A 6,818-nucleotide genomic window follows, 5' to 3' on the forward strand; every position below is an offset into this window, starting at 1 on the left:
ATACACAAGTTTCCGGCTCGCCGAGCACCTGGACGCCGCCGGCATCGCCGCTTCGATCGGATCAGTCGGAGATGCCTACGACAATGCCCTGATGGAGAGCACGATCGGTCTGTTCAAGACCGAGCTGATCAAACCCCGGCGGCCCTGGAAGACGCTGTCCGAGGTCGAACTCGCCACCGCTGAATATGTTGACTGGTACAACCACCGCAGGCTCCACGGTGAGATAGGCCACGTCCCACCAGTCGAGTACGAAGCCACCTACTACACCGAACTCACGAAACCCCAGGTCACAAGGGGCCGTCGATAAATTAGTGGGTTGCTTGCGGTAGTTGGGCTCGTTGGTGTGGTATGAGGCACTTTGATGGATTGACGGGGTCGTTACGGGCGAAGCTTGAGGCGGTGACGCCGTATCTGAACGAGCGGCAGCGCCGGATCTTGTACGGCGCGGAGGCCCGGCAACTGGGGCACGGTGGGATTGCCGCGGTGGCGCGGGCCGCGGGGGTCTCGAAGGGCTGTGTCAGTCGGGGTCTGGCCGAACTCGACGCCGACGCGGAGTCGGACGGGCGGGTGCGACGGCCGGGAGCGGGCCGCCCGGCTCTGGCGGACAAGGACCCAGGCCTGGTGCCGACCCTGCTGGAGCTGGTCGAGGACAGCACGCAGGGCGATCCGATGAGGCCGCTGACGTGGACGACGAAGTCGTTGCGCCGCCTGGCGGACGAGCTCGCCGTCCAGGGCCGGAAGGTGGGCCGCGACACCATCGCGGCCCTGTTGAAGGCGGCCGGGTTCAGCCTGCGCGGCAACGCGCGGGTGCTGGCCGGCAGCCACCACCCGGACCGGGACGCGCAGTTCGAGCACCTCAACGCCACGGTGGCCGACTTCCTCCGCTCCGGCGACCCGGTGATCAGCGTGGACACCAAGAAGAAGGAGCAGATCGGACTCTTCGCCCGGCCCGGACGCGAGTGGGCCCCGCCGGGCGCCCCGGTCAAAGTCCTCGACCACGACTTCCCCTCCCACGCCACCGGCACCGCGATCCCGTACGGCATCTACGACCTGGCCCGCAACACCGGCTTCGTCGTGGTCGGCACCGATCACGACACCGCCGCATTCGCAGTGGCCAGCCTGCGCCGCTGGTGGACCGAGGAAGGCCGGGCCGCCTACCCGCACGCGAAACGCCTGCTGATCACCGCGGACGGCGGCGGCTCCAACAGCTCCCGCGCCAAGGCATGGAAGGCCAACCTCGCCGTTCTCGCCACCGAGACCGGCCTTCAGATCACCGTGTGCCACCTGCCTCCAGGCACTCAATGCCGTTGCTTGAGTAGGGCAAGCAGTTCGCGGTGACATTGGGAGCACGTGATCGTTGAGCCCGGCATGCATCCATGGGTGGGGATATCTGATCATGTGCGGCTGGGGGTGGTGACCCGCTGGGTGACCCCGGAGCTCGTCGGTGAGGTGCTGGAGAAATGCGGGGTTCGCGACAAGAAGTCCGGTGCCCTGCCAGCCGGGTTCATGGTCTACTTCACGCTCGCCCTGGCCCTGTTCCAGCAGGACTCCTACGACGACGTCGCCGAGCAACTCGTCGGCACAATACCTGAGTTGGCTGAGAGCATCCCCAACAAGTCCTCGTTCACGCGGGCGCGAAAGCGCCTGGGGCCACGGGTCTTGGAAACCCTGTTCCGGGAACTGGCCGGGCCGTTGGCTCCGATCGGTTTGAAGAGCGCCTTCTACCGCGAGATGCGGCTGGCTGCGGTGGACGGGTTCGTGCTGGATGTGCCGGACACGCCGGCCAACCGAGCTGTGTTCGGCGGCCCGGTCAAGAACGGCCAGCCCGCGGGGTTCCCGCAGGCGCGGGTGGTGACGCTGACCGAGTGCGGCACGCACGCACAGATCGACGCGTCGGTGGGCGGATTCAACGGCGGCGAGCCGGAGCTGGCGATCAAAATGGCCGACGCGGCGGCCGGGATGCTGGTCATCATGGACCGCGGCTTTCCCGGTGTGGCGCTGTGGAAGGCATACACCGAGGCAGGAGCTCATCTACTGATCCGGGCCCGTTCGAGCGTTGCGGCTCGCCCGGTCGAGCACCTGCCCGACGGCACCTACCTGGCGAGGATGAACCTGGCCGGGCAGAAGGGCGCGCATCCCGGCGGGGTGCTGGTCCGTGTGGTCGAGTACCGCGTCGACGGCGGCGAGGTGATCAGACTGCTGACCGATCTGGTGGACCCGATTGCTTATCCAGCGACGGAACTGGCGGGGCTCTACCACTCACGGTGGGAGGCGGAGTCGGCATTCCGGCAGATCAAGACCTTCCAGCGCGGGCCGGCCGAGGTCCTGCGCTCGGGTGCCCCGGATCTGGTGCGTCAGGAGGTCTGGGCGCATCTGGTCGTACACCACTGCCTCACGCAGGTCATCATCGCTCTGGCCGACGACAACGGGATCGATCCGGACCGGGTCTCCTTCGTCAAGGTCCTCAAGCACGCACGGCGCAGCGTGGTCCGCCAGTGCACGGACACGCCCGTGAAGGTCAAGGAGTTCTTGGCGGTGCTTGCGGCGAAGGTTCGCCGCAAGCTCGACAACGGAGCCAGGCGCCTGCGGGAGGCGGACCGACATCTGAAGCGTCCGGACTCGAAGTACTCCTCGAAGCTCTCCTACCGGATCAACACCCGTGACCGGCGGCCGACACGACGGATCACAGCCAAGGTCATCACGTTGCAGCCCGCGATAGTTCAGTAGTCAAGCAACGGCATTGTCCAGGCACTTCGAAGTGGAACCGGGTCGAGCACCGCCTGTTCTCCTTCATCTCCCTCAACTGGCGCGCCCACCCGCTGACCAGCTACGAAACCGTCCTGAATCTCATCTCGGCGACCACCACCCGCACCGGACTGAGGGTGACCGCCCGCCTGGACACCGGCAGCTATCCCACCGGAATCGAGATCAGCGAACAGCACGCCGCCGCCCTCACGATCCGCCCCGACGACTTCCACGGGGACTGGAACTACACGATCCCGCCCCAGCCCGGCATCCCCGACGTCCCCCTCCACCCGCCCGGCCCCAGATCCCACCCCCGCGCCGCGCATACCTTCGGCGCGACCCTGGCCACCCACCCCCTCTTGACTGGCCTCGAGCGCCACGACCTGGACGATCTCACCGCCGGCGTCCGCGACCGGTTGGACGCCCTGCCGCCCAAGGAGAGGCCCCGGCACCGCAAGATGACCACGGAGAACATCATCTGGGCCGCCGTCCTCGACCAGCGCGGCCTGTCCTGCTCGCTGATCTCCTACCTCTTCCGCATCGGGGAGAACCAGATGAGAGGCCTGATCAAGCAGGTCCGCCCGCACCTCGAGGACCTCGGCCACCACTCCGAACCCATCCCCGCCCGGCTGATCGACCCCAGCGACCTCGCCAACTACGTCATGCACGCGACAGCCGCAGCTCGCGAGAGCAAAACACCCCACTAATTCATCGATGGCCCCTGGAACGGTCCGCCACCGGGCCGACCTGCTCCGTTTCGCTCCTCTGCTTCTCCTCCTCGCCACGGTGCGCGTCCGCCGCCTCGGAACCGACCTCCGAAGTCCTGGAGCGCCGGCGTGCGTCGGTTGCCCAGACGATCAGCGCGCAGGTCGCGAATCCGGCCCCGAGGAGACTGGAGGTGGCCCAGCCGTGGGAGGTGAAGATGGAGGTGGTGGCGGCTGCGCCGAGGGCGGAGCCGAGGGAGTAGAAAACCATGTAGCCGCCGATGACGCTGCTGGTGCGCTCCGGATGCGCGGTGGTGAGCACGTGCTGGTTGCTCACGTGCACGACCTGGACCGCGAAGTCGAGCACCACAATGCCGATGACGAGCAGCCACAGGGACCAGGACAACTGCGCGGTCGCGGCCCAGGAGACGATGAGCAGAGCCAGCGCGAGGCCGCTGATCGGGGTCGCCCGTCCTGCGTCCGCCCACCGTCCCGCACGTGCCGCGCCCAGTGCGCCGGCGAGTCCGGCGATGCCGAACAGTCCGATCTGACTTTCGCTCAGATGCCATGGTGCGTTCGCCAGCGGCAGGGACAGGCCACTCCACAGGGTGCCGAACGATGCGAATAGGAAGAACGCGATGAGACCGCGCGTCAGGAAGAGACGCTGCCCGAACAGCCCGCGGAACGAGACGACGGCCTGTCGGTAGCCCGCAGGCTGGCGAGAGCTGTCTTCAGGCGGCAGCGCGCGCAGGACAAGGGCGGCGAGGGCGAGTGCGAGCACACCGAGCACGGCGTACATGCTTCGCCAGCCCCACGCCTGCGCGAGCATGCCTGTGACGAACCGCGCGCCCAGGATGCCCACCACCACGCCCGACGTCACGACACCGATGTTGCGTCCGCGCTCGGCGGGCGGCGAGACCGACGCGGCGTAGGCCACCGTGGTCTGCACCACGACCGCGAACATTCCGGCCAGCGCGAGTCCGGAGAAGGCCGTCCACGCGGCCGAAGCCGCAGCCGTCAGGAACAGTCCTGCCGCGGTGATGGCCATGTGCACCGCGATGAGCCGACGCCTGTTGGTGACCACGTCGCCGAGCGGCACCAGCAGCACCAGACCGGCCAGATAGCCGAACTGGCCAGTCGAGACGATCCACCCGGCGTGCTGTGCCAACACCCCGAGGCTGTCTCCCATGGACGGCAGCACTGTTTGCGCAGCGTAGATGCTCGCTACCGCGACACCGCACACGGTCGCGAGGAGTAACCGTCGCCAGACGTCCATCGCACTCCTAACGATATGAGTAGTAAAGTGAAACTAATTCGACCGTAGGGCATGATGGTTTCAATCCGCAACTCATCGGGAGGTGTCATGCCGCGCCCCTCCACGGGCACTTCGAGCCCTGCCTGGACCGATCCCGACTGTCCGGTAGCCCGCACGCTCGACCTCGTCGGTGACCGGTGGAGCCTCCTGGTCATCCGGGACGCGATGGATGGGGCACGGTCCTTCACCGAGTTCCAGCGACGGACCGGCATCGCCCGCAACATCCTCACCGACCGCCTGCGCAAGCTCACCGCCCACGGAGTCCTGACCCAGCAGACCGCACCCTCGGGCCGCCGCCTGCAGTACGTACTCACCGACGCCGGCCGCGACCTCTTCCCCGTCCTCCTCACTCTGCGCCAGTGGGGAGAGCGCCACGCCTTCGAACCCGGCGAGCCACACTCCACACTGGTCGACCAACATGGCGCCCGTGTGCCGGACATCAAGCCGACCGGCGCCGACGGTGCCCCCATCGATGCCGACACCACTCACGTGCAGAAGACCGGCGGCGAACGACACCAGTGAGGCGACGGCCGACGAGACGGTTAGCGTCTGTGCCCGGGCGCGCACAGCGACGCGGTGTGCCCGGCCGGTTCACGGGCGGCCCCCGTAGGCCAGACGACCTCCACGGCGATACCGCGGGCACGGGCGTACGCGACCATGTGGGCGGTGGCATCCTGCCCGCTGGACGGTGAACCGTCCCAGACGGCCAGCAGCCGGCTGCAGCTGCTGACCAGCCGTTCGTCCGCGCTCACACAGGCGTCCCGGTCCAGCGGGTCGAAGGGAAGCATCCGTATCTGCTCGGCCAGGGCCAGCAACTCCCGGTGCGCCCGCCGGTCGTGGAAGGGAGCGTCGGCGAAGGCATCTACCCGTTCCGGGAGCAGGACCACCAGGCGCCGCCCCACCTCGTGCACCACCCGCCCGAACACCAAGGGCAGTCTGGCGCCGGCACGTACCAGTGCCGTCGTGTCGGGCGGCAGGCCCTGCAGGCGTTCCCGTAGTTCGGCCTGCACCAGATCCCACGTGGTCGAAGTCAGGTCGGCATGTCCTACTGCCGTGATCATCCGATCTCTCGCTTTCTCACCATGTGGTGCGCTCCGCTCGTATCCGCCCTGTCCACGCCTGTTCAGCGGGCACGGTCCGCGCGCGTCAGCTCCGCTCGCAGCAGGTCCAGGCCCATCGGCCCCAGGTTCAGCGCGTGGTGGTGGAACCGCTTTAGGTCGAAGGCGGCGCCGTCGCGACGGCGGGCCTCCTCCCGCGCCTCCAGCCACACCTTCTCTCCCAGCTTGTAGGCGCGGGCCTGTCCCGGGCGTCCCAGATACCGGTCGATTTCGAACTCGACGAATCCTGGTGGGCCGAGCCCGCAGTGTTCCGTGAGAAACGCGCGGCCCAGTTGCGGCGTCCACCGCTCTCCCTCGTGGAACCCGGTGCCCGCGGGGATGGGGAGCCGCAGGTGCAGCCCGATGTCCAGGACGACCCGTGCGGCGCGCAGCAGTTGCCCGGTGGCCAGCATCCCCAGCCGGTGGGCCGGGTTGGCGAGGTATCCGAGTTCGTCCATCAGCCGCTCGGCGTACAGGCCCCACCCCTCGACGTGCCCTGGGTGCAGTTCGCACGACAGCCGCTGGAACCGATTGAACCCAGAGGTGTTGAGCGTCGTCACGCCCAGCTGCAGGTGGGGGCCCGGGACACCCTCGTGGAACATCGTGCTGGGCACGGTCCACGTCCGAATCGGCGCGCCTGGCTCGGGGCTGGTCCACCAGACCGTGCCGGGACGCGACAGGTCCTCGCTGGGCGCCAGATAGAAGGCGGGCCCGTCGGCAGGGCCGATCCGGCAGTCGATTCGTCGCAAAGGCGCGGGGATCGCGAAGTGCGTTCCATCGAGGTCGGTGATGGTGGCGTTAGCGAGTTCCTGGAGCCAGTCGCGGAACTGCGCCCTGTCCGTCATCTGGTAGCGCGGGTCCTCATCGAGCGCCGCGAGCACGGCCAGCACCGGTTCGCCGGGCGCGATCTGCGCCGCCGTCACCGTCATGTCCCGCTGTATCCGGCCGAGTTCCTCC

At 68.1% G+C, this 6,818-nt stretch carries 6 protein-coding genes and 2 pseudogenes; 5 read left to right on the plus strand and 3 right to left on the minus strand.

Translation table 11 applies throughout. From position 1 onward, the window contains the following. The 4 genes and pseudogenes from KYY02_RS33210 to KYY02_RS33225 form a co-directional block, all read left to right on the plus strand. Positions 1-307: integrase core domain-containing protein (locus tag KYY02_RS33210; protein ID WP_371244676.1), on the plus strand; the 307-nt coding region annotated here is incomplete at its 5' end. Positions 308-348: 41 nt separating this feature from the next. Beyond that, positions 349-1,299 (plus strand): annotated as a pseudogene (locus tag KYY02_RS33215) (ISAzo13 family transposase); the annotation flags it as partial. 51 nt (positions 1,300-1,350) lie between these two features. Further along, positions 1,351-2,727 carry an IS4 family transposase gene (locus KYY02_RS33220; protein WP_371244678.1) on the plus strand — a complete coding sequence of 459 codons (1,377 nt, stop codon included), beginning with the start codon at positions 1,351-1,353 and terminating at the stop codon, positions 2,725-2,727. A gap of 26 nt (positions 2,728-2,753) precedes the next feature. Beyond that, positions 2,754-3,452 (plus strand): annotated as a pseudogene (locus KYY02_RS33225) (ISAzo13-like element transposase-related protein); the annotation flags it as partial. Position 3,453: 1 nt separating this feature from the next. Here KYY02_RS33225 and KYY02_RS33230 read toward each other — a convergent pair. Next, positions 3,454-4,725, minus strand: a complete 1,272-nt coding sequence (locus tag KYY02_RS33230; RefSeq protein WP_371244680.1) for an MFS transporter — start codon at positions 4,723-4,725, stop codon at positions 3,454-3,456. 87 nt (positions 4,726-4,812) lie between these two features. Between KYY02_RS33230 and KYY02_RS33235 the strand changes: the two genes are divergently transcribed. Then, complete coding sequence (locus KYY02_RS33235; protein ID WP_371244682.1) at positions 4,813-5,286, plus strand: winged helix-turn-helix transcriptional regulator; 474 nt, start codon at positions 4,813-4,815, stop codon at positions 5,284-5,286. A 20-nt stretch (positions 5,287-5,306) separates the two neighbouring features. On the opposite strand, the gene KYY02_RS33240 is transcribed toward KYY02_RS33235, so the two are convergent. Continuing rightward, the gene (locus KYY02_RS33240; protein WP_371244684.1) at positions 5,307-5,825 is read right to left on the minus strand and encodes a hypothetical protein; all 519 of its coding nucleotides are present in this window, start codon (positions 5,823-5,825) and stop codon (positions 5,307-5,309) included. A gap of 62 nt (positions 5,826-5,887) precedes the next feature. Then, a partial coding sequence (locus tag KYY02_RS33245) for a DUF885 domain-containing protein (protein WP_371244686.1) occupies positions 5,888-6,818 on the minus strand: 931 nt, incomplete at its 5' end.

It is taken from the genome of Streptomyces pimonensis, from assembly GCF_041380215.1.
GTDB classification, from domain to species: domain Bacteria; phylum Actinomycetota; class Actinomycetes; order Streptomycetales; family Streptomycetaceae; genus Streptomyces; species Streptomyces pimonensis.

Excerpts from the sequence above, each read along its gene's own strand:
- KYY02_RS33230 (WP_371244680.1), bottom strand. The coding sequence starts at position 4,725 with ATGGACGTCTGGCGACGGTTACTCCTCGCGACCGTGTGCGGTGTCGCG.
- KYY02_RS33235 (WP_371244682.1), top strand. The coding sequence starts at position 4,813 with ATGCCGCGCCCCTCCACGGGCACTTCGAGCCCTGCCTGGACCGATCCC.
- KYY02_RS33240 (WP_371244684.1), bottom strand. The coding sequence starts at position 5,825 with ATGATCACGGCAGTAGGACATGCCGACCTGACTTCGACCACGTGGGAT.